This is a genomic window from Symmachiella dynata, from assembly GCF_007747995.1.
Classification (GTDB): domain Bacteria; phylum Planctomycetota; class Planctomycetia; order Planctomycetales; family Planctomycetaceae; genus Symmachiella; species Symmachiella dynata.
Genome location: NZ_CP036276.1, coordinates 5,991,660 through 6,013,101, shown reverse-complemented (window position 1 = coordinate 6,013,101; position 21,442 = coordinate 5,991,660). Strand labels below are relative to the sequence as shown.

15 protein-coding genes are annotated in these 21,442 nt (G+C 55.7%); 9 read left to right on the top strand and 6 right to left on the bottom strand.

What is annotated here, in order from left to right:
• The first annotated feature begins 474 nt into the window (after positions 1-474).
• On the top strand, positions 475-1,689 hold the full coding sequence (locus Mal52_RS22850; RefSeq protein ID WP_145378838.1) for a M28 family metallopeptidase: 1,215 nt from the start codon (positions 475-477) through the stop codon (positions 1,687-1,689).
• Between the two features lie 15 nt (positions 1,690-1,704).
• Here Mal52_RS22850 and Mal52_RS22845 read toward each other — a convergent pair whose 3' ends face one another.
• Positions 1,705-2,652, bottom strand: a complete 948-nt coding sequence (locus Mal52_RS22845) for a polysaccharide deacetylase family protein (protein WP_145378837.1) — start codon at positions 2,650-2,652, stop codon at positions 1,705-1,707.
• 132 nt (positions 2,653-2,784) lie between these two features.
• The gene (locus Mal52_RS22840) at positions 2,785-3,519 is read right to left on the bottom strand and encodes a tetratricopeptide repeat protein (RefSeq protein WP_145378836.1); all 735 of its coding nucleotides are present in this window, start codon (positions 3,517-3,519) and stop codon (positions 2,785-2,787) included.
• 269 nt (positions 3,520-3,788) lie between these two features.
• Here Mal52_RS22840 and Mal52_RS22835 point away from each other — a divergent pair, with 269 nt between their 5' ends.
• Positions 3,789-4,283 (top strand): SRPBCC family protein, encoded by a 495-nt coding sequence (locus Mal52_RS22835; RefSeq protein WP_145378835.1) that lies wholly within the window; start codon positions 3,789-3,791, stop codon positions 4,281-4,283.
• Here the strand turns inward: Mal52_RS22835 and Mal52_RS22830 are convergent.
• The 3 genes from Mal52_RS22830 to Mal52_RS22820 all read right to left on the bottom strand — a co-directional run bounded on the left by Mal52_RS22830 (position 4,280) and on the right by Mal52_RS22820 (position 8,772).
• The gene (locus tag Mal52_RS22830) at positions 4,280-5,770 is read right to left on the bottom strand and encodes a pectate lyase (RefSeq protein WP_145378834.1); all 1,491 of its coding nucleotides are present in this window, start codon (positions 5,768-5,770) and stop codon (positions 4,280-4,282) included. The two genes, Mal52_RS22835 and Mal52_RS22830, sit on opposite strands and share 4 nt — an antisense overlap.
• A 160-nt stretch (positions 5,771-5,930) precedes the next feature.
• Complete coding sequence (locus tag Mal52_RS22825; protein ID WP_145378833.1) at positions 5,931-7,370, bottom strand: DUF1501 domain-containing protein; 1,440 nt, start codon at positions 7,368-7,370, stop codon at positions 5,931-5,933.
• A gap of 31 nt (positions 7,371-7,401) precedes the next feature.
• Positions 7,402-8,772 carry a DUF1501 domain-containing protein gene (locus tag Mal52_RS22820; RefSeq protein ID WP_145378832.1) on the bottom strand — a complete coding sequence of 457 codons (1,371 nt, stop codon included), beginning with the start codon at positions 8,770-8,772 and terminating at the stop codon, positions 7,402-7,404.
• A 261-nt stretch (positions 8,773-9,033) separates the two neighbouring features.
• On the opposite strand from Mal52_RS22820, the gene Mal52_RS22815 reads away from it, so the two are divergent.
• The 5 genes from Mal52_RS22815 (at position 9,034) to Mal52_RS22795 (ending at position 15,644) form a co-directional block, all read left to right on the top strand.
• Positions 9,034-9,960, top strand: a complete 927-nt coding sequence (locus Mal52_RS22815; RefSeq protein WP_197534406.1) for an MBL fold metallo-hydrolase — start codon at positions 9,034-9,036, stop codon at positions 9,958-9,960.
• 72 nt (positions 9,961-10,032) lie between these two features.
• The gene (locus Mal52_RS22810; RefSeq protein ID WP_197534405.1) at positions 10,033-11,511 is read left to right on the top strand and encodes an aminotransferase class I/II-fold pyridoxal phosphate-dependent enzyme; all 1,479 of its coding nucleotides are present in this window, start codon (positions 10,033-10,035) and stop codon (positions 11,509-11,511) included.
• 195 nt (positions 11,512-11,706) lie between these two features.
• Positions 11,707-12,993: an AI-2E family transporter gene (locus Mal52_RS22805; protein ID WP_145378829.1), complete on the top strand. Its 1,287-nt coding sequence runs from the start codon at positions 11,707-11,709 to the stop codon at positions 12,991-12,993.
• Positions 12,994-13,036: 43 nt separating this feature from the next.
• Entirely contained in the window at positions 13,037-14,095 is a 1,059-nt protein-coding gene (locus Mal52_RS22800; RefSeq protein ID WP_145378828.1) for a ComEC/Rec2 family competence protein, read from the top strand.
• Positions 14,096-14,162: 67 nt separating this feature from the next.
• Positions 14,163-15,644, top strand: a complete 1,482-nt coding sequence (locus Mal52_RS22795) for a CoA-acylating methylmalonate-semialdehyde dehydrogenase (RefSeq protein WP_145378827.1) — start codon at positions 14,163-14,165, stop codon at positions 15,642-15,644.
• A gap of 550 nt (positions 15,645-16,194) precedes the next feature.
• Here the strand turns inward: Mal52_RS22795 and dnaK are convergent.
• The gene (gene dnaK, locus Mal52_RS22790; RefSeq protein WP_145378826.1) at positions 16,195-18,114 is read right to left on the bottom strand and encodes a molecular chaperone DnaK; all 1,920 of its coding nucleotides are present in this window, start codon (positions 18,112-18,114) and stop codon (positions 16,195-16,197) included.
• Between the two features lie 923 nt (positions 18,115-19,037).
• Between dnaK and pheA the strand changes: the two genes are divergently transcribed.
• The gene (pheA, locus tag Mal52_RS22785) at positions 19,038-20,246 is read left to right on the top strand and encodes a prephenate dehydratase (protein WP_145378825.1); all 1,209 of its coding nucleotides are present in this window, start codon (positions 19,038-19,040) and stop codon (positions 20,244-20,246) included.
• Between the two features lie 329 nt (positions 20,247-20,575).
• Positions 20,576-21,349, top strand: coding sequence for a triose-phosphate isomerase (gene tpiA / locus Mal52_RS22780; RefSeq protein ID WP_145378824.1), 774 nt, complete (start codon positions 20,576-20,578; stop codon positions 21,347-21,349).
• Positions 21,350-21,442: the final 93 nt, after the last annotated feature.

Genomic DNA, 21,442 nt, shown 5'->3' with positions numbered 1-21,442 from the left:
GCCAATAGGGTCCGACGCATGGGGATCTCTCCTTAGTACCCAAAACGGCTGATGATGTTTTTATCGTGCGTTGACGGAATACGGGTCCGGCACGACTCAAACCGCGTCCCTGCCAAATTCAAGGTCTTACCCGAACCGGCTGGTCCTCCGTCTCGTAGGGCGGGATGATGCTCCGTTTCATCCCCCGAACGATTGGTCTTTCGTCTGTAATCTTTTGTGGCCCGAATCAACGGAACCTAGCCGAGCATGAGCGGCGCGACCACACTATTCATCGGCGCCCTACCGTCCCTTGCAACAGGAATAAACGGGAAGTTCGGTACCATCGGTTTACGAAGCCGATCCGTAAGCCCTCTTGATCTCGAGTCGCGCGGCCATGATGTCCGGTGATTCGGTATTGCCCAAATTCAAACAGCCCACTAACTTAACGACTCCTCGCCAACCGCCGTTTCGACGGAAATTCCGGGAGTATTGTGCATGATTTCGAGCCGTAAATTATCCGGATATTTGCTTGTTTTACTGCTGTTTTGTGTGTCGCTGCCACCGCTTTCAGCGGCCGAAAAACCGGCAAACTCTCGTCAGTCCACCAGCTTTAACGGCCCCATTACAGCGGCTCAGGTCGAGCCTCACGTACGGTTTCTGGCCGACCCGCGCCTGGAGGGGCGCGGCAATGAGCAGAGTAAACGGTTGGCCCGTGACTATCTCATTAAACAATATACCGACTGCGGGCTGAAACCACTCTTTTCCGGTGGAAGTTACCTGCAGCCGATTCCCGGATCGACGACCACTGACGGCCGTCCTTCGATTCGCGGATACAACGTCGGCGCATGGTTGCCAGGAAGCGATCCGCAGTTACGTGACGAGTTTGTGATCATTAGTGCGCATTATGATCACCTCGGAGTACGGCGGGGCAAAGTCTATCCCGGGGCGGATGACAATGCCTCGAGCGTGGCGATGGTGTTAGAAGCGGCGCGACAGTTCACATCTGCTGCCCAGCCGCCGCGACGCAGCATCGTGTTTCTCAATTTCGATCTCGAAGAGAACATGCTGTGGGGATCGCGTTGGTTTGCCTCACATCCTCCCTGGCCGCTGGAACGGGTCAAGCTGTTCATCACGGCCGATTTGCTGGGACGTTCGTTGGGGGATCTTCCCTTACGATCGGTGTTCGTCATCGGTAGCGAACTCGCGCCGAATTTGCGCGATCACATGCAACAGGTGGGACAGCCCGACGGATTGAAGGTGCATCGGTTGGGGGTCGATTTGATTGGTACGCGCAGCGACTACGGGCCGTTTCACGATCGGCAGATTCCGTTTTTGTTTTTCTCCACCGGGGAACATCCCGACTATCACACGCCTCGCGACACGGCCGACCGCATCGATTATAAGCAACTGGCCCGTATATCCAGTTTGGTGTTCCGAATTTCCCAAAGCGTGGCGAATGGGGACGAACCGCCGCATTGGACGTCGCAAACGACACCCGACATCGAAGAGGTGAAAACACTCTACGAAATCACCTCAAAAATCCTCGCAGCTGAGGAGGAGGGCACGTTGCAAATGGGCAGTGTGCAAAAATTCTTCGTCTCAAACATCCACACCAAATTCGGCAGCATCATCGAGCGGGGAGAACTCCGTTCCGGTGAACGTCCCTGGTTGATCCGTTCCGCCCAATTTCTGCTGCTCACCGTTTTTTAACGGCACCAACCGCTGTTACTTGGCAGCCTGTGGTTTCTCGACCATCTCGTGCGCCTGTTTCCAGGTGATGACTTCGATGCCGAGTTTTTTGACCTCTGCGATGACTTCCGGGTCCTGGAAGATCCGGCGGTCGTCATCCCGCAATTTGTAGCTGCCGGTAATCGCCTCAAGCTCCGGTCCGTCGTAGCCGCAGTGAATGATGATTTCGCTGAGTCCCGGTTTCAGATTGCGAATCACATTCATGTAATGGGCTTTACGAACTTCGTGCGGGCCGCCTTGATAATACATGGTCACAAAATCCAAGACCGGCAGGCCGTTGGATAGCAGCAATTGTTTTTTGGCGTCGAAGTTGTCTTTGAGTCCCGGGTATTGTTTCAAACGTTCGGGAGGAATATTCGCCATGAACAAGACTGGCAAATTGTAGTCGACGCCCAATCGCACATAGATCTCGAACAGGTCGGCTCGCATCAGCAGCGTGCCCATATGGGTGTCGAGGTGTGACAGTGGAATCCCCATTTCCTTGGCACGTTCGATTTGCGCACGCAGTTCGATTTCAACCTCATCCGCCCGCGCATTGGCGACGACTGCTGCGGCGCCGCGGTGCATGTACCCATCTTCATCCAACAGGCTGGGAACCTTGTTCCGCTCAGCAACGGGCCGCCAACGGTAGTTTTTAAACTCCGAATTGACCGTCAGATGAATGCCGTAATCCTTGTCCGGGTTTTCGCGGGCATAGGCAGCGAACTCCGGCAACCAGGGACAGGGGACCATGATGCTCGCCGAGGAGACAATCCCATTCTCCATTGCTTCAATCGTCCCACGATTGACCGAATGCGACATCCCCGCATCGTCGGAATGAATAATCAAATACCGCTTGCCGTTGTTCTCGTCTTCCGCAACCGCCGCGGTGATGCTGCATGCAAACACGCAGCCAATTGCCAGAATTCCTCGGATAACATTCATTTCGCTGCACTCCTCACGCGTTGATGATGATCTATGAAAATTATGTATCTGTTGTGCGTTCGCGTCGTAGCGATACGTTGCGCCGCCAATTCGTGCTGTCAAGCAGTATTATCAGTCTCGCATTCGCTCTGCTCATTCCTTGATCGTTTGGATCAATTCACGGGCTTCTGCGGCTGCCGGGGTCTCAGGGAATTCAGCAATGATTGCCTGCAATCGTTGCTTTGCTTTCTCTGGGGTTCGCTTCATCAAGGATTTGGCCATTCGTAGATCGCCGGCGGCTTCAGTGTCAGCCGTTCGCTGCGACGTTTCAGTCTCGCCATCGGCAGCGGCGGATGCTTTTTCTTCTACCGGTCTGGCTTTCCCGTTAGCGCCCACCTGGATGTTTGGCAACGTCACATCCGGGTCGGGGACATCCATGCCATAAACCTGTTGTTTGTCGATCCGCATTAACCGGCATTCCCATTCGTCCTGGTCATTCAGGTGCACAAAACATTCCACCGTATAACGGGGCAGGTTGGGGTCCTTGCCTTGCAGGATGCCGAATGCGGACCATTCTTCGGTCTTAGTAAAATACTTCATCAGTGGGTCGCGATAGTCGCCGTTGGCGCGATATTTCTGCTGCACAAACCGCTTGACGAAAAACTCCGCTGCAATCGACGCGTGTTCTTCGGTTCCAACGCGTTCCATCGATTTGATCTCGACGGCAGCCTTTTCAACTCGCTCGGTTTGCGGTTGATGCCTGGGGTCGACCTTGGGAGGGACGGGGACCGCCTCGGCAGGTTTCTCGACTTCCTCTTTGGTCCCCAGGCAGGCCACCATGCAGGACAACCCGGTGGCCACTATCAAACCCAAGATTAAACGGTTCATGGCAAGACCTTTCAAAATCAGGGCGTCCGCCGTTTCTTTTTGAAAATTGATGAATGCGATAAGAAAACAAGGATTGACTCCCTATCGTCACGACATTCCCAAGCTGCCGCAAGGCAGTTTTCCTATGGTTATAAAAAAAAGCGGTGCCACAGACCGCGCCCTTTCATTCCTCGGTGAAACTTGCGGAAAAAAAGTTGGCTTCATCCCGCGAGTGACTAGAATTGTACGAAATTGCCGCTATCCATTCATATGAGATAGATCCTTAGATTATGCCGATCACCATCATCCCTGACCTGCAACGCGGTGGTTTTATACTTCATTGCGAACAACGACTGCCTGCTCCGCTGGAGGAGGTGTTCGACTTTTTTTCCGATGCCTGTGCCCTGGAGTCGATTACGCCCCCTTGGCTGAATTTCCATGTCGTAACCCCTACTCCCATCGGAATTACCGCCGGCACGCTGATCGATTACAAGCTCCGTATGCACGGCATTCCGATGCGTTGGCGGAGCGAAATCACCGTCTGGGAACCCCCTTTCCGGTTCATAGATTTTCAGCGCAAAGGCCCTTACAGGCACTGGGAACACGAGCATACGTTCCGCACAGACAATGGCGGAACGATTGTAGGCGACACCGTCCACTATTCCGTCCCCGGCGGAGCATTGATTCATCGCCTGTTGGTGAAACGTGACCTGGAACGAATTTTCTCGTACCGACAGCAGACAATCCGCCAACGCTTTGCCGCCGACCCGATCACGACCAGTTAGCGTGAGTTTTTCGATGCGGCAATGTAGCGCGCCAGCGTCACGATGTTGTCGGAGAATGTCTGGCAGTTAATGCAAGGGGCATTGGCCGGGATGTGGCTGCGATTCCGCTGACGAGCCGGTTCTATCCACGCGCCGTTTTCCTGTTGGGCGTCAACAACAGCGGCAGCTCGTTGTTTTAATTTCGCTGACAAGCGCGGTGCTTTGTTAAGTTCGGTGAGCGGTTTCGCAGAGCCTGGATGATCGCTGTTTTTTCGTTTGTCGTATTCTTTGGCGATCGCGTCCAGGTTATTGCGGGTTTTGAATCCATAATGCGTGGGCATATCGTCGTCGCTGTAGGTCAACTGATAATCCTTGGTGAAGTACAACGGCGTGTTGGTCCCCATTTCATAGAACCGCGCCAATCGTCCATCGGGCAAAACGCCGGATTGGTAATAAGCCAAGGCGCGTGGGATCGGCTGCAGAAACTTCGCCTTGCCGGTCCGGTCATACAGCCGCAACAGCGTCCGCATCACGCCTTGCGACTCGGCGCCGGTGAGCGCGGGTGGTTCGAATTTGCGTGCCCAAGCGGGATGCATCTCGGCGTCGTATTGTTGTGCCCAACCCGGCTGTGGTTCGGGCAGTTGCGCCAACAAAATAAAATCACCCGCTCTCTCCGCAGAGGCCGTATATTGGGGGTCATCGTAGATTTCCGCCGCCCGAAACATGAGATCAACCATGTCCGCGATCGTGTTGTCGTTGAATGTGTAGTAGCTGCGATAATCGATCGCCGGGTAGGTCCGTGACCACTGGTCAGGAAAACTTGCCGATTTGACGGGAAATTTATCCGGGTCAGGCGCCGCCGAAAACCGTTGCGGCCATGCGCCAATAGGGTATTGCGCATCCAACAGCGATTGCAGTGCGAATAACGCGGATTCATGAATGGGTTGATCCTGAAAACCGAGCGCACGATCAATCCGCATCAGAAACCGCAGCGCGGCTTGTGTTGTGTTGTCATCCAGAGTCGTTGTGTTCCGCGGCGGACGTTTTTTCTTTTTCTTATCACGCGTATCATCCGGGGTGGATTTGTCTTGGTCGTCGCTTTGGTTCGCATCCGCCCGGTAGGCGTGCTTTTTGCGATCCTCTGGGGTGAATTCGATTCGGTAATCCCAGCCGCCGGATTGCAGTTGTCCCCGCACCAATGCGAGCGCCGTTTCCCGGGCCGCTTCGAGGTAATATTCCTCGCCGGTCAGTTCATAGACATCCAGATAGGCTGCTCCGACCGACGGGGTTCCCGGTGGTTGCACCCAAGCGGTTGTTGCAGATGCGGGGACTTCCCCTTCGCGCTCGCTAAAATCCGCCGCATACCGCCACAGGTATCCTCCTTCGATCGACACGTGATCGCGAAAGTATTCCACCCCGCGCCGCAGGGCGTGTTGCGCCTCATCAACGCTCAGGTCGTCCGCAGTAGCTGTGGACGGAATCATCACAGCGATCAAAGCAATTATCATCGTAGTGCGCCGCACAGAATCTCACTCCTCAAACAACACAATAGCGTGTCTCAAATGATTTCAATTGATCCCAATCCCGCCCCCCGGGAGGGCGAAGCTCCCGCTGAGCCGCGCACAACAAGTTGCGTCCCTCATCAGGCAGGTAACACTCAACAGAAAATCACGCTAACAGCTCGCGCACGATCTTCCCATGCACATCCGTCAGCCGGAAATAGCGGCCTTGGAATTTGTATGTCAATTTCTCGTGGTCTATTCCCAGACAATGCAACATCGTGGCATGCAAATCATAGATATGCACCGGATCAGCGGTGATGTTGTAGCTGTAGTCGTCCGTCTCGCCGAACGTCAGTCCGCCTTTAATTCCGCCGCCGGCCAGCCACATCGAGAAGCAACGGGGATGATGGTCGCGACCGTAATCGTCGGCCGTCAGCTTGCCTTGGCAATAAACCGTGCGTCCGAATTCCCCGCCCCAGACCACGAGCGTGTCTTCCAGCAACCCGCGTTGTTTCAAATCTTGAACCAGCGCCGCTGACGCTTGATCGGTGGCAGCACATTGCTTGCCAATGTCCCTGGGCAAGTTGAGGTGTTGATCCCAACCGCGATGGAACAACTGAATAAACCGCACCCCGCGCTCAGCCAACCGCCGCGCTAATAAACAGTTCGCGGCGAACGTTCCCGGCTTCTTGGAATCGGCACCGTACTGGTCAAAAATATGTTGCGGTTCGCTGGAGACATCGGTCAATTCCGGCACCGAGGTCTGCATGCGATAGGCGAGTTCATATTGGGCGATGCGGGTCGCGATTTCGGGATCGCCGAATTCGTTCAGCTTCAGCCGATTCATTTCCGCCAAGTCGTCCAGCACGCGGCGTCGCGTGGGATCGTCGATTCCCTGTGGATTGGAGAGGAACAGCACCGGATCGCCGACGGAGCGGAATTTGACGCCCTGGTATTGCGTGGGCAAAAAACCGCTGCCCCACAACCGGTCGTAAAGCGGTTGTCCGCCATCGCCGGACACCATCGTCACAAACGCCGGCAAGTCACGATTGTCGCTGCCCAAACCATAAGCCAACCACGATCCCATACTGGGCCGCCCGGCGAGTTCGGCTCCTGTTTGAAAAAACGTAATCGCCGGGTCGTGATTGACCGCTTTGGTGTTCAACGAACGGATGATGCAAATATCGTCCGCGATCTTCGCTGTGTGCGGCAATAGCTCGCTGATTTCCTGCCCGCTTTCTCCATGTTTGTCAAAACGAAATTTGCTCGGCGCGACGGGAAAATGGGCTTGCCGCGAGGTCATTCCGGTGAGTCGCTGCCCTTGGCGAATCGAATCGGGCAAATCGGTGCCGCGGAGTTCGCCCAAGTTTGGCTTGTGATCGAACAGGTCCATCTGCGAGGGACCACCCGATTGGAACAAATAGATCACCCGTTTCGCGCGCGGGGCGAAATTAGGAAACCCCGGCAATCCCCCTCCCTCGGCCGCTTGAGCAGTGGGGGATTCATTCAGCAGCGACGCTAAAGCCGCCACGCCGATGCCGCTGGCGGAACGGCCAAAAAAATGCCGCCGTGTTAACATCGATTTCCAATGGGCCGGAGTCAGCATGAGATCACTCCTGAAACGTGTCGCCGCAAACTCAAAGTAATCCCGCGATCGGTTCGCCGAACGGCAAAATGGATATCGGGCGTCCTCCATAGTCGACGAACTGCTGCGTATAATCAACGCCCAAATGCCGATAAACGGTCGCCAACAAATCTTGCGGCGAATGCGGCGACTCGACCGGATAGGCGGCCTTGCTGTCAGTGGCTCCGATAACGCGTCCCATTTGCAAATCACCGCCTGAGATCAACGCCGAATAGGCATTGGGCCAATGATCGCGGCCAACGGAGTCATTCGGTGCTCCCTTGCGAATCCGTGGTGTGCGGCCAAATTCGCCGACCACCACAACCATGATCCGGCGATTCAAACCCCGGTCCCAAATGTCTTCGATCATCGTCGTCAACGCTTGGTCCAGATAGGGCAAGCGTGTCCGCATGAAGGTCGCAAAATGTCCCGGGCGGCCGGCATTGCCGGGATGGTCGTCCCAGTTCGTGAATTCCTCGCCGCTCTTTGGCGAGTTCATCATCAGGCTCACGACCCCTGTCCCCGCTTCGGCCAGACGCCGCGCCAGCAAAAACGATTGGCCCCACATATTGCGGCCGTATTGATCGCGAAGCTTGTCGGGTTCCTGATTGATGTCGAAGGCCTCGGCGACTTGCGGAGTGGTCAGCATGTTGAAGGCGTGTTGGCGAAACGCGTCCGTCCCGGCCAGCGCCTCGTTGAGATCCAAGTCACTGCGAAATCGATCAAACTGCGCTAGCAGTGCCTTGCGGTCATCCAGCCCCCGTTCTTGGAGTTGCGGCGCGATCTTCAATTCGGGCGGGGCATAGCTCTTGGCGGCAGGATTACCGACGACGAAGGGTTGTTGCGCAACACCCAAGTAGGTCGGCCGCGTGAAATAAAACGATGAGGGTGTCGCCACATATTGCGGCATCCCCGAGCGATGCCCGCCCCGTACGCGGCTGACAATACTGCCGATGTCGGGATGTTCGCTTTTGGATTGCGACGTGGGATCGAGGACCGCCGGACGTTTGCCGGTGCAAACAATAATGCCCCCGTCACTGTGAATCCCGACGTCATGGTTCAGCGAGCGGACGATCGAAAACTTATCCGCGATCTTCGCCTGTAGCGGAAAGTGTTCGCAGATATCCATCCCCGGCACCGATGTGGAAATCGGCGAGAAGACGCTGCGTGTTTCCACCGGCGCATGCGGCTTGAGGTCGTAGGTTTCCAGTTGCGACGGACCGCCGTGCAGATAGCACAAAATAACCGACGTGTCGCTGTTCAACGTTCCCGCCGCCGCGCGCCCGGCGGAAATTTCTGATAATGTCGCTCCCCCCAGCGCAAGCGATCCAATACGCAAGAATTCGCGGCGATTGACCGGACCGGGGCAACGAACAGGGGCCATACAAAAATCCTGGTGAAATCTGGGTTTTTGCAAATTAACGACGGAAGCATCGTACCGTAACGTGGTAAATATCGGCAACCCTTTATGGGTTTTGGAGTGCCTGGGGTTACTCGCGTTCGCACGCCATTTGACGTTATACTTCCCCTTTCGTAGGTCATGCTGTGCATGACGTTGCTAAAACAAACGCTCAACGCTACCCGATTCGTCATGCACAGCATGACCTACCCATACAATCGCGAAATCATTAAGGCGCAACAACCTATGAAATACTCACGACGCGGATGGATCGCGCTGTTGACGACGCTGGTCGTGACGTCCGCCGGGGGGTACGCCGCCGGGTGGTTTTCACCGAATGAAACCACAATCACGGAATTGGCGCCCGGCGTCTTTTTCCGCAAATCGCAAACCGAACCGGTCTTTCTGGGCTGCAATCAAGGTTGGGTCGAATTCAAAGACTTCGTGCTGGTCATCGATGCCAACTTTCCCAATCAGGCGGCCGAAGTGGCGAAGTTGATCAAAAAACATACGGGCAAACCGATCCGTTACGTCTTCGACACCCATTACCACGGCGATCACGCGGACGGCAACATGATCTATACCGCCCAGGGGGCGACCGCTATCGCTTCGGAGAATAGCCAACTGTTATTCGACACCAAGGGTCTTGACGGATTTCGTAAGTCGCAACAAAGCAAACCCGAAGAATACGGCCCGCTCAACTATGAAAAACCTACGTTGCTGTTCCCCCGTAAAATGGTGATTGACGATGGCACACAGCGGGTGGAATTGTTGCATTTCGGTCATGCCCACACCGCCGGCGACGCGGTGGCCTGGTTGCCGAAACAGGGGATCCTATTCAGCGGCGACGCCGTCGTAAACGGAGCCTTCAATTACACCGGTGATAGCAACACGGCCAGTTGGGTCGGCGTGCTCACGGAAATCCAAACGCTCCCCATCAAAACCGTCGCCCCCGGCCACGGAGAAGTGGGTGACGAAAAACTGGTTCCCCTGCAAAAACGTTACTTCGTTGAATTGCGCGAAACCATTCAACAGGCGATCGACGATGGCAAATCGCTGGATGAGATCAAAGCCGATATCGAACTGCCCTTTTATCAAGAATGGACAGGCGTTGATGTCCGAGAACGGACGGAAAATATTGAGTTCGTCTACGGTGAATTGACCTCTCGCTAACGCAATTTCTCTCCTCTATTATTCCCCACCCCCGGATTTTCCGCGGGACAGTCCCCTCCGCTGAACATGAACGTGCTTGATCCATTATTCGAAACTCCGTTGTGCAACGCCGCTGATCTGGGGCGACCGATCCCCGATTCTCCGCACGCCGTCTCTGTCTGTTTGCCGACATGGGCTGACAATATTGGTTATGAAGAGAAAACACCGCGCGTCATTGAGCAATTGAACAATGGCTACCCCCGCTTTGTCTTCCATCATCTCTGCCAACAATTGTTTGCGGAGTGTCATGCAAAATTCGCCGCTGCGGATGAATCCTGTTTGGCATTTCCGTCGGTCGTCGCCGCTGAGCGTTTCGTCGAGTTCTTTGCCAAGCAGACCGGACAAAAACCTCGGCTCTGCGACTTCGGCCGACACGGCGTCCAAGCGGCCTGCTTTCCGACACAATTTGCCGACACCGCCAAAGCAGGTTGGCAACATCTCGGTGAAGGGATTTCCTCCCGGCATGCCGAAGCCTGTCTTGAAAACCGTACCGCCCCCGACGCGACGGCGGCAAAACAAATTCTCCGGCAACGCATCGCCGATGCTGCCAGCGCCACTGTGGAGGATGTGTTTCTCTTTCCCAGCGGAATGAATGCGATATTCTCGCTCTATCGCGCGTTGGAAGCGACTTTTCCGGATCGCAAGTGCGCGCAGTTCGGCTTTCCTTACGTCGATACGCTCAAAATCCAAAAAACCTGCGGCACGGGCGTGCATTTTTATCCACACGGAGAATCCGCAGACTTGGATCAGCTGGCTGAGGTTTTGGCGGCCGAGCCGATCAGCGGGATTTACACCGAATTTCCCTCGAATCCGTTATTGAAAAGCCCCGACCTGGCGCGGCTGGCGGAACTGGCGCGTGCCCACCGTTGCCCGCTGGTCGTCGACGACACTGTCGCCACATCCGTCAATGCCGATGTCCTCTCGGCGGCCGACGCTGTCTGTTCCAGTTTGACCAAATTCTTCTCCGGCGCCGGTGACGTCACAGCCGGTTCGGTTGTGCTCAATGCCAATGGCCCGTTTTACAACGAACTGAAAACAGCTCTCAGCCAAGAGGATGATTTGCTGTGGTGTGAGGATGCGCTGGTCCTGGAGGAAAATTCCCGCGATTTCGAAGCGCGTGTCCGGCAGATCAATCACAACGCCGAACAATTGGCCGATCATCTGTTGCAGCATCCTCGCGTTACGGCTGTGAATTACCCCAAATTCCAAACGCCACAGCGATACAGGGCGTTTCGAAAACGAGACGGGGGATACGGCGGGCTGTTGTCGGTCGAATTCGCCGAACCGGCGAAACGCGCTCCCCGCGTCTTCGATGCTCTGCGCGTCTGCAAGGGACCCAACCTGGGAACGAACTACACGCTCGTCTGTCCCTATACAATCCTAGCGCATTACGGCGAACTCGATTTCGCCGAAGACTGCGGCGTCTCCCGCTACCTGCTGCGCGTCTCCGTCGGGCTGGAACCACCTGAAGACCTGATTGCCCGTTTCAACGAAGCCTTAGCAGTCGATTGAATGGCAAATCGGGTGTCACTGCTGGCTTGTCCAGCAGTGCTGAGCAGCCTTCGCTTTATCAGGGGGAATCATTCCATCAGCCGTAACGTCGCGCAGCATATTGCGCCGCACCGAGAAATTGGTTACACTAATTGAACCACATTTTCGCGGCTCAGCCGCAGGCCGGTGTTTCACTTCCTAGCTAGGCAACTCTCCATGGCGCGGCTCGTATCGCTCATTGTGCTGACGGTGTTGATCGTCTTTCTTGGCATCACCTTTTTTCAGGTGATCGCTCCGTTCTTGCTGCCGCTCTTTTTGGCCGGTGTCGTGGCGTTGCTCTGCCAACCGATGTTTCGCTATTTCCTAACCCGAACCAACGACAAGACCCATTGGGCAGCCGGACTAACAACCGCGGCGATTCTGGCAATCATTTTCGTGCCCTTAGCAACCGGCACGGTGATCGCAACGGCCGAGTTATATGCCTTCGCGCAGGAGCGGCTGGAGCCGGCGCAATGGAAACCGGCCTATGGGAAATTTCGCGAACGGTTCGACGCCGACGAAATCATCGACAGCGTCTATGACCGCTTCAGTCCTCCACCCACCGACAAAGATCAACTCGACGAATGGAAAGCTCGTCGTGCTCGGTTTCACGAACAAGTCGAGACCAACATCCGCGCCAATACCAAAGCTGCGCTCGACCGTGTCGCAGAGCGGACGATGGGATTTGCAGCTTCCACCTTCGGCATCGTGGGCCGGATCGTCTCGGGCATTGTCGGCGGATTGATGTTTATTATCGGGCTGTTCTATTTTCTAGCCGATGGTCCGGTGTTGCTCGCAGCGACACGAGAATTGATTCCCGTCAATCAGGACTACCAACAACAACTCCTGCACCGTTTTAACAAAGTGATCCGCGCAGTCGTTTTAGCGACATTCGCAGCCGCATTGGGGCAGGGAATCGCCACGGCGGCGGTCCTCTATTTTTTCGTCGGCCATTTTTTCTTGTTGAGCATTGTCTGCACCTTGACCGCCATGATCCCACTGATCGGCACGTGGTTGGTGTGGGCTCCGGTGGCAATCTGGTTGGCGGCCGACGGTCATTGGGGCAGCGCGCTGTTTGTGACCGCTTACGGCACAATTTTCATTGGCACGCTGGATAACATCATCCGCACCTATGTCTTGCATAGCGATGCCAAACTGCATCCCCTATTGGCCTTTGTTAGCGTGTTGGGAGGCCTGCAAGCAATGGGGTTGTGGGGCATCTTCGTCGGTCCCACCGTGGCCAGTTGTTTGCATGCTTTGGTCAAGATATTCAATACGGAACTCAAAGCGTTCTCCGAAGAGAAATTCGCCAACATCAAAGCCAAATCCGCAAGTGACATGATGCACAACACGATCCCCCCTGACATGGCCGGCGAGGAAAAAACACCGCCACCCGCTCCCCCGGAACAACCGGAATCGAAGCCGCACAAAAAAGACCCCGGCAAACGCCGCCGGAAACGATAACGAACCACTTTCGACTCACTCCTTATCTCAACGAGAAAATACCATGCGCGAGAAACTCTTTTTTGCGATCAGCACCGTCATCGCCACCTTGCTTGTTTCCGCAGCCGCGCCGCCGGCCATCGCTGCCGAGGGGCCATTGACGATCTATTTCATCGATGTCGAAGGAGGCGCTGCTACGCTGTTTGTCACTCCCGCGGGTGAATCGTTACTAATCGACTCGGGATATCCCGACAACAACGGCCGCGATCGCGATCGCATTCTCAAAGTCCTACGTGATGAAGCACACTTAAACCACCTTGACCACGCTGCGGTCACACATTGGCATTTGGACCACTTCGGCAATCATGCGTCGCTGGCGTCGGAAATTGAAATCAAAAACTTCTGGGACCGCGGCATTCCCGAAACCTTGGCGGAGGATCCAAATTTCGAAGAACGGATCGGCTTTTATCGCGCTGCGTCCCAAAACGAATCCAAAGCACTCGCCGCCGGCGACAGCTTGCCGCTCAAGTCGGGTCAGACGCCGCTGGCGGTTAAGATCATCACCGCTAGTCGCGAAGTGATTCCCAACGACGGTCCGCCCAACCCGTTTGCAAAAACAAACGAACCCAAACCACGCGACAAAAGCGACAACGCCGCCAGTTTGAGTTTTCTGCTGAGTTTCGGCGACTTCAAATTCCTCTGCTGCGGTGACTTGACGTGGAATGTCGAAGCAAAATTGGTGACACCCAACAACCCGATTGGTCAAGTCGACCTGTTCATGGTCACGCACCACGGCCTGCCGGTCAGCAACAATCCTGTTCTGGTGCACGCCGTCGATCCGATCGTAGCTGTCATGTGCAACGGCCCGGTCAAGGGGGGGCATCCCAACACCTTGAAAACGTTGCGAGGCGTGAAATCGCTACAGGCGCTCTATCAGCTGCACCGCAATATTAAGGTCGCCGCAGAAGACCAAACGCCGCCGGAATTCATCGCCAACTCCGCAGAAACCTCCGACCACTGCGACGGCACATTCGTCAAAGCCACGATCGCTCCGGATGGTGAAAGTTATACCGTGCAAATCGGCCGGGATGGCAAACCGGCAACCTACAAAACGCGGAAATAGAGTCGAGTCGCCTGTGGTCCCCGGCTTCACGAGCATTTCTTGAGTCTTGCAGCAGGATGAATTATCAATGTCCTACGCGGTCCGAAACTTGATTGCCGAAACGTGGAGTGACGCCGATGGGGAGCAATCGGTCCCCGTTTGGAATCCGTCGCTGGGAATCGAACTGACGCAGACGCCGCTGCAAGGGCCCGCGATCGTCGACCGTGCTGCCGAAGCGGCCGCCGCCGCGTTTCCCTCATGGAGTGCGACGCCTCCCTTAGAACGGGCGCGTTTGTTTTTTCGCTTTCACGAACTGCTCAAACGAGACTTTGAACAACTCGCGCAACTTGTCTCGTTGGAAAACGGCAAAACGCTCGACGAAGCGCGCGGCGAAGTGCAACGGGGAATGGAGGTCGTCGAATTCGCCTGCGGCGGGCCGTCGCTATTGATGGGGCAATGCCTCGAAAATGTCGCCGGGCATTTAGACGGTAAAACCATCCGACAACCGCTCGGCGTCTGTGCGGGGATTTCGCCGTTTAATTTCCCGGTGATGGTGCCGATGTGGATCTTTCCGATCGCACTGGTCTGCGGAAACACGTTCATCCTCAAACCGTCCGAACGCGTCCCGCTGGCTGCGCAACGACTGGCGGAATTGCTGCTCGAAGCGGGGTTGCCTCCCGGCGTGTTCAATCTCGTGCATGGCGGACGTGAAGTCGTCGAAGCCTTGGCGACGCATCCGCAAATCGCCGCCATTAGTTTCGTCGGCTCCTCCGCAGTCGCCCGCGACGTTTATCAACTGGCCACCTCACACAACAAACGATGCCAAGCGGGAGGCGGGGCAAAGAATTTTACAGTCGTCCTGCCCGATGCCGACCCGCAGGCCGTTGCACGGGCCGTGATCGGATCATCCTTCGGCTGCGCGGGCCAGCGTTGCATGGCCAGCTCGGTTCTCGTTGGTGTCGGGGCTCGAATTACCAAGCACCTTGACTGCCTCAACGAACTCACCGCTGCCGTCAAAGTGGGACGGACCGACATCGTCGGCGAAACGGAAATGGGACCGGTCGTCAGCCCCGAAGCACAATCGCGGATTCAAGCCGCTATCGATCACGCCGAAGCGGGGGGCGGTACAGTGACCGTCGATGGCCGTGGCACACAAGTTGCCGATGCACCGGGAGGTTTTTTCGTTGGACCGACGATCATCGAGCACGCCCCGCCGGAAACGAATCTGCTGCAACAAGAAGTCTTCGGCCCGGTGCTGGCGGTGGAACGGGTCGATCAACTCGAAGAGGCGATTCAGCTCGCCAATCGCAGTCAATTCGGCAACGGAGCAGTCATCTTCACGTCGAACGGAAACGCCGCCCGCGAATTTGCCTCACGCGTGAACTGCGGCATGGTCGGCATCAACGTCGGCGTCCCCGCCCCAACTGCGCTGTTCCCCTTCAACGGCTGGCACGGTTCTTTCTTCGGCGATTTGCACATGCAGGGGAGCGAGGGAGTGCAGTTCTTCACCCAACAAAAAGTCATCCTCAGCCGCTGGGAAAACTTCGGCCACCGCAACCAAGGCTGGTAAAAACGATCCCCCCTCTCCCCCTGGGAGAGGGCCGGGGTGAGGGTTTTCGAACCAATCATCGGGTGGCAGCGATTGCCAACGGCAATCGGTGTGCCGTAGGCACAAGAAGCAGCAGTTTCAGCTGTCCCTGCCGATGAGACTTTGCTGGTTTCAGAGCGTGGGAATTGCGGCTTCGTGCGGGCTGCGCCCGCCCCGATTGCTGCCGCAATCGCGGCTACCCTGAACTCTTTACCATCCGAACACTTGCTTGATTACTTATCTCGTAGATGCAATTGATTGCTCCGGGAGAGGGCCGGGGTGAGGGTTTTCGCCTTAGCGAGCGACACCCCATTCCAAAAGATTACCAGCGTTTACGCGCCGATAGCGCGAAACACCTGCTGAGTCGTTTGAGCAATCGATCATCAGTCCCCCTACGAAGAAAGGTGCGTTAAAAACGCACCTTTCCATATCTTCGGCCACCGCAATCACGGCTGGCTATTTATCTGTCTCCCTCTCCCAATGGGAGAGAGAGAACAGTCTTTTGATCCGCTCGCAGCGGGTTGTTCAGCAATCAATCCTTCTTCTCAAACTCCGCGTCGATCACTTCTTCGCCATCAGCGGCGGCCGGTTCCGAATTTCCCGATGCCCGTTCCGTGGCTGCATCGGGACCCTCTTGTCCGTCGCCTTCCTGTGCATAGATGTGTTGCGACAATGCGTGTGACGCTTGCGTCAACTCATCAATGGCTTGCTCAATGGCGGCGGCATCGTCGCCCTTGGCCGCTTCGTTGACCTTGGTGATTGCCGTTTCGATAGCGGACTTCGAAGCGTCGTCCATCTTGTCGGCATGTTCCTTGGTCAGTTTTTCCGTCGCATAGACCAGCGAAGACGCCTTGTTTTTCGCCTCGGCCAATGCACGCTGCTTTTTGTCCTCATCAGCGTGTGCTTCGGCATCCTTCTGCATCGCTTCGATTTCCGATTCGGACAATCCGCCCGATTGCTCAATCTTAACGGTCTGTTCTTTGCCGGTGCCTTTGTCCTTGGCGCTCACCTGCAAAATGCCGTTGGCGTCGATGTTGAACGAAACCTCAATTTGCGGCACTCCCCGCGGTGCGGGCGGAATTCCGTCGAGATTGAACTCAGCCAACAAACGGTTGTGCTGCGCGATTTCGCGTTCGCCTTGGAACACGCGAACGGTCACCGCCGACTGATTGTCGGCCGCTGTCGAAAACGTTTCGCTCTTCTCGGTCGGAATCGTGGCATTGCGTTCGACCAATTTGGTCATGATGCCACCTTCGGTTTCGATCCCCAATGACAACGGTGTCACGTCGAGCAACAGCACGTCTTTAACATCGCCGGCCAAAACACCCCCTTGAATGGCGGCGCCGATGGCGACGACTTCGTCGGGATTCACACCTTTGTGCGGCTCTTTGCCGAACATCGAGCGTACCAATTCCTGGACTTTCGGCACCCGCGTGGATCCACCGACCAGGACCACTTCATCGATGTCGCCAGGCTTCAATCCTGCGTCATCCATCGCTTGTTGGACCGGTTTGCGGCAACGTTCCACCAACGAGTCGATAATTTTTTCAAATTCCGCCCGAGTGATGTTCATTTGCAAGTGTTTCGCGCCCGACGCATCAGCCGTGATGAACGGCAGGTTGATATCGGTCGTTTGCGAGGTCGACAATTCCTTCTTGGCTTTTTCGGCCGCTTCGCGCAACCGTTGCAACGCCATCGGATCTTTGCGGAGATCGATGCCTTGTTCCGATTCAAAGCGTCCTGCAATCAGGTTGATCAACTCTTCATCGAAGTCGTCGCCACCCAGGTGCGTATCACCACTGGTGCTCAAAACCTGTACGACTTGATCGTCGACTTCCAGGATCGAAACGTCGAACGTTCCACCACCCAAGTCGAACACGATGATGCGTTCTTCGTTTTTCTTATCCAACCCATAAGCCAAAGCGGCTGCGGTCGGTTCGTTGATGATCCGCGAGACTTCCAATCCGGCGATTTGTCCGGCGTCTTTGGTCGCCTGTCGTTGGGCATCGTTGAAATAAGCCGGAACGGTAATCACGGCCTTTTTTACTTTGTGCCCTAAATAACTCTCCGCGGATTCTTTGAGTTTTTGCAAGACCCGCGCTGAGATTTCCGGCGGTGTGTAATCCTTGCCGGCCACTTCCACCTTCACGTAATCACCCGAGCCCCCCACGACTGTGTAGGGCACGATTTTTTCTTCGGACTGCACTTCGTTGTGCCGACGTCCCATGAATCGCTTGATGGAGTAAACAGTGTTCGTGGGGTTGGTCACAGCTTGGCGTTTCGCCGGTTCACCGACCAACACCTCGCCTTTGTCCGTGAAGGCGACCACACTCGGGGTGAGCCGGTTTCCTTCCAGGTTCGCGACCACCTTGGCTTCGCCGCCCTCCATCACCGCGACAACGGAGTTGGTCGTCCCCAAGTCGATGCCAATAATTTTTTCGCCTTCCGCCATGTCCAACTCCTTATGCTACGTAATTCAATAGTTAGTTTTTTCAGTTCCGCGCGAATCCCTCATACGTTGAAGCATTCATTGCGCGTGCAGCAATTAACAGCTGCGTTGGGTATTTCTGTCGTGAATCAAAGTCTGAGAATGATCAGTTTAGTGAGCGTCGGTTCACGACCACGTTACCGTCTCAGAAATTGTCCGGCTGATAGTCAAATCGACGCTTGTACTTGTTGCTGATACTAATAGCAAAGTGTGCGCCAAGCGGTGCGATGTTTTGAGGAAAACCACAACCCGTTTTTAGCAAAAGTGTTACGAACCAACAATCAACCCGGTTTTCTTGCGCCGCCACGACGGGGCTGCCATATTGGCACCATCTCGACGGTTTCGACACTTTCCCGGCAACTGCCAATTTGACACGCCGCAGACAATGCGCTCCCGCAGCAAAAACTCGGTAACAGACCTCTGCCGCGCGGATTAAATTTACGTAACCCATTTGTAGGCAGTAGGTAACTGTAATGCATGCCATCGAAGCGGATTCTCGGGTCGTTGAATCTTGCATTTGTTAGACTTGATGGTTTAGGGGATGTGTACTGCAGTGCCTGAAGTAGTCAGCCCTGTTGGTGTCTCTCGCAACTTGACACTTGGCGCACCGAGAAGTACAACAACGACTTGCGAATTTTGGGTAAAAATCCGGCAAAAACGGGGCGCAACGTATTCCCCGTACGCATTCGCATGGAGACTTGAGCAACGTTCGGTGAGAGCCGTGCATCGCTCCCCCCACTTAGTAGGACGGCTACCAGGACGGCATTCACGACTCAAGACGAGCGAACAGACGCAACAGTATTCACAATAATGACTTACGCCCGCAGTCTTGACGGGCGGCCGGCACCCTCTGACCAGGGGCGTTAGACTCCGCCCGAAAGGCTCGCATGGCAAAAGCTAAAAGACCTGCGAAAAAACAGACCGCAACCAAGCGCCCAGCTGCCAAACGGCCAGCGGCGAAAGCTGCGTCCGCGAAACGCAAGAAACCCGCGGCAGCGCCAGCCACCCGGAAGGCACCTGCAAAACGCGGCGGCGGAACGATTGACGTCCAGTTGAAAAAGTTGGACCGCGAAATCCTCAAGCTGATCAACAAGCGCGCGGAGCTCACGGCCAAGTCGCTCAATAAGTTGCCCAACCCCCAACAAGCCACGTTCAATCCCGCTATTGACGATGAAATGTGGCAACAAGTTCAAAACGCCCACAAAGGTCCGCTGCCAATCCAAGCGGTCCGCAGCGTCTTTCGGGAAATCATCAACGGTGGGAAAAGCTTAGTCAAGACCCAGCGGATCGCTTACTTGGGTCCCGCTTTTAGCTTTACGCATCTCGCCGCCATCGAACGTTTTGGCAAGACTGCCGATTTCATTCCGGTCAATAGTATCGCCACGGTGTTCGAGGAAGTGAATCGTGGACTGGCCGATTTTGGCATCGTTCCCATCGAAAACAGTACCGATGGACGTGTGGTCGACACTTTGGACATGTTCACGCGGTTGCCGTTAAAGATCTGCGCCGAAGTCCAAATCAGCATCCATCACAACCTGATGTCACGCTGTCCCCGGGGTGAAATCACGGAAATCTACAGCAAACCGCAGGCACTGTCGCAATGTCGTGATTGGCTCAGCCGCAATATGCCGCAAGCGCGGTTGATTGAGGTCACTAGCACGTCAACCGCCGCTCAATTGGCGCGAGACAAGCAGGGTGTGGGAGCCATCGCCAGTTGGCAGGCCTCGACTGAATATGACCTGCAGATCGTGGCCGAGGACATTCAAGACAACAAGAACAACGTCACCCGCTTCGCTGTGATCGGTGATCACGTGAACAAGGCGTCGGGCGACGATAAGACCGCGATTCTGCTGCAAATTTCGCACAAACCAGGCTCATTGGCCGACACATTGGCGATCTTCAAGCGAAACAAGGTCAATCTCACCTGGATCGAGTCGTTTCCGCTCAAGGGGCCGGAAGGTGGTTATTTGTTCTTCTTGGACTTTGAAGGACATGCCAAAGAGGCCCGGGTCAAACGTGCGTTGTCAGAACTGGAACGGCGTGCGGTGCGGATCGAAGTGCTAGGTTCGTATCCCCGCAGTCCGTCGATTGAATAACCACTTTCCCTCGATAGATCGCTGCGTTGTGCACGGAACAGTTGGTTTTGTGCAACGGTCCTGACTGTTCTTGGCAAACTACGGGGATTTTCTGGGCTGCGTCCGCCTTGACGTTTCCCCGCGTGGTTACGAGAATCGCGACGGGGCGCTCCCTCCCTCCCGATCAGAGTCGTCTCCCGATGGCGAAGGTCCGCATTTGCGTCGCTGCAGTGCCTTATGGCAATCGACCGCCGGTGGGGGGACCGTTGAACATACAATTTGTGCCGCAGTTGCTCAATGTGCAGACTGGCGGCAAATTCTTAGAGAGCTAATTTGAAGGATATGGTGTTATGAGGCGGCTATTTGTTGCCGGGAACTGGAAAATGAACCTGCTGGGAGCCTCCGCAAAGCAACTCGCTGAGGGGGTCGCAGCGGCTGTTCCGGCGGATGAGTCAGCGATTGACGCGTTGGTTTGTCCCCCTTACCCGTATCTACGGGCCGTGGGCGGGGCCGTTGATGGCAGTGGTGTGCAATTGGGCGCACAGGATGTTTATCACGAACCTGAAGGGGCATTCACGGGCGAAGTTTCGGCCGACATGCTCGTTGACGTCGGGTGCGGCTGGGTGATTTTGGGGCACAGCGAACGGCGTCACGTGATTGGCGAAACCGATGAACTGATCAATAAAAAGGTCGCCGCAGCACTCAAAGCGGGGCTGAAAGTGATGCTCTGCGTGGGGGAATTGTTGAGCGATCGCGAAGCCAATCAAACCGAAGCGGTCGTCGACGCACAATTGGCCGGATCGCTGGAGGGAGTCAGCGACGCGGATATGGCGCAGGTCGCAGTGGCCTACGAACCGGTGTGGGCCATCGGCACCGGCGTGACGGCTTCCAAAGAACAAGCGGAATCCGCCCATGCTCATGTTCGCAATTGGCTGGCGGGTCGTTACAATTCAGAGGTCGCCGAGGCCACGCGGATCCTCTACGGCGGCAGTGTCAAACCGGACAACGCTGCGGAATTGATGTCGCAGCCGAATATCGACGGTGTTCTGGTCGGCGGCGCGAGTCTGAAAACGGATTTATTCGTGCCGATCATCGAAGCGGCGCGGCAAGTTGCCACGTCTTAAATTGCATTTGACCTATTCACGACCACCGGGACCAACGCCACGGGGCACGTCCATTTAATTTGCTGACGCCGATCCGCGGCGGCGTTGAAAGGA

Coding starts and splice junctions, on each gene's coding strand:
- Mal52_RS22850 (WP_145378838.1), top strand. CDS start 475: ATGATTTCGAGCCGTAAATTATCCGGATATTTGCTTGTTTTACTGCTG.
- Mal52_RS22845 (WP_145378837.1), bottom strand. CDS start 2,652: ATGAATGTTATCCGAGGAATTCTGGCAATTGGCTGCGTGTTTGCATGC.
- Mal52_RS22840 (WP_145378836.1), bottom strand. CDS start 3,519: ATGAACCGTTTAATCTTGGGTTTGATAGTGGCCACCGGGTTGTCCTGC.
- Mal52_RS22835 (WP_145378835.1), top strand. CDS start 3,789: ATGCCGATCACCATCATCCCTGACCTGCAACGCGGTGGTTTTATACTT.
- Mal52_RS22830 (WP_145378834.1), bottom strand. CDS start 5,770: ATGATAATTGCTTTGATCGCTGTGATGATTCCGTCCACAGCTACTGCG.
- Mal52_RS22825 (WP_145378833.1), bottom strand. CDS start 7,370: ATGCTGACTCCGGCCCATTGGAAATCGATGTTAACACGGCGGCATTTT.
- Mal52_RS22820 (WP_145378832.1), bottom strand. CDS start 8,772: ATGGCCCCTGTTCGTTGCCCCGGTCCGGTCAATCGCCGCGAATTCTTG.
- Mal52_RS22815 (WP_197534406.1), top strand. CDS start 9,034: ATGAAATACTCACGACGCGGATGGATCGCGCTGTTGACGACGCTGGTC.
- Mal52_RS22805 (WP_145378829.1), top strand. CDS start 11,707: ATGGCGCGGCTCGTATCGCTCATTGTGCTGACGGTGTTGATCGTCTTT.
- Mal52_RS22800 (WP_145378828.1), top strand. CDS start 13,037: ATGCGCGAGAAACTCTTTTTTGCGATCAGCACCGTCATCGCCACCTTG.
- Mal52_RS22795 (WP_145378827.1), top strand. CDS start 14,163: ATGTCCTACGCGGTCCGAAACTTGATTGCCGAAACGTGGAGTGACGCC.
- dnaK (WP_145378826.1), bottom strand. CDS start 18,114: ATGGCGGAAGGCGAAAAAATTATTGGCATCGACTTGGGGACGACCAAC.
- pheA (WP_145378825.1), top strand. CDS start 19,038: ATGGCAAAAGCTAAAAGACCTGCGAAAAAACAGACCGCAACCAAGCGC.
- tpiA (WP_145378824.1), top strand. CDS start 20,576: ATGAGGCGGCTATTTGTTGCCGGGAACTGGAAAATGAACCTGCTGGGA.